The 291-nt window shown below is 65.3% G+C and carries 1 pseudogene; it reads right to left on the minus strand.

Features of this window, described 5'->3' with window-relative positions:
• Window positions 1-291, minus strand: a pseudogene (locus EJV47_RS27790) (TonB-dependent receptor); the annotation flags it as partial.

A 291-nucleotide genomic window follows, 5' to 3' on the forward strand; every position in this document is an offset into this window, starting at 1 on the left:
CCGCGTAACGGGCCGGGTGATGATGAAGTCATTGAGGGCAAGGACGTCCTTGGCGAAGCGGCCCGAGGCCGAGTCCCGGGCGCCTTCGATTAGGCCCAGGCGTTTATTAAAGGAGCTGACCGTGAGGTGGGAGTAGCCCCAGCTTTTGTTCAGGCCCACGTAGCCGCTGCCGTTCAGCTCCCGGACGCCCGAGTTGTACACCCGGCCGTCGTAGCGGTTGCGGTAGTTGCCGGCCACCTTGCCCGAGCCGCGCACCATCCCGTTCCGCCCGTTCAGGTTGCCGGCGTTCAT

Source organism: Hymenobacter gummosus, from assembly GCF_003970915.1.
Lineage (GTDB): Bacteria > Bacteroidota > Bacteroidia > Cytophagales > Hymenobacteraceae > Solirubrum > Solirubrum gummosum.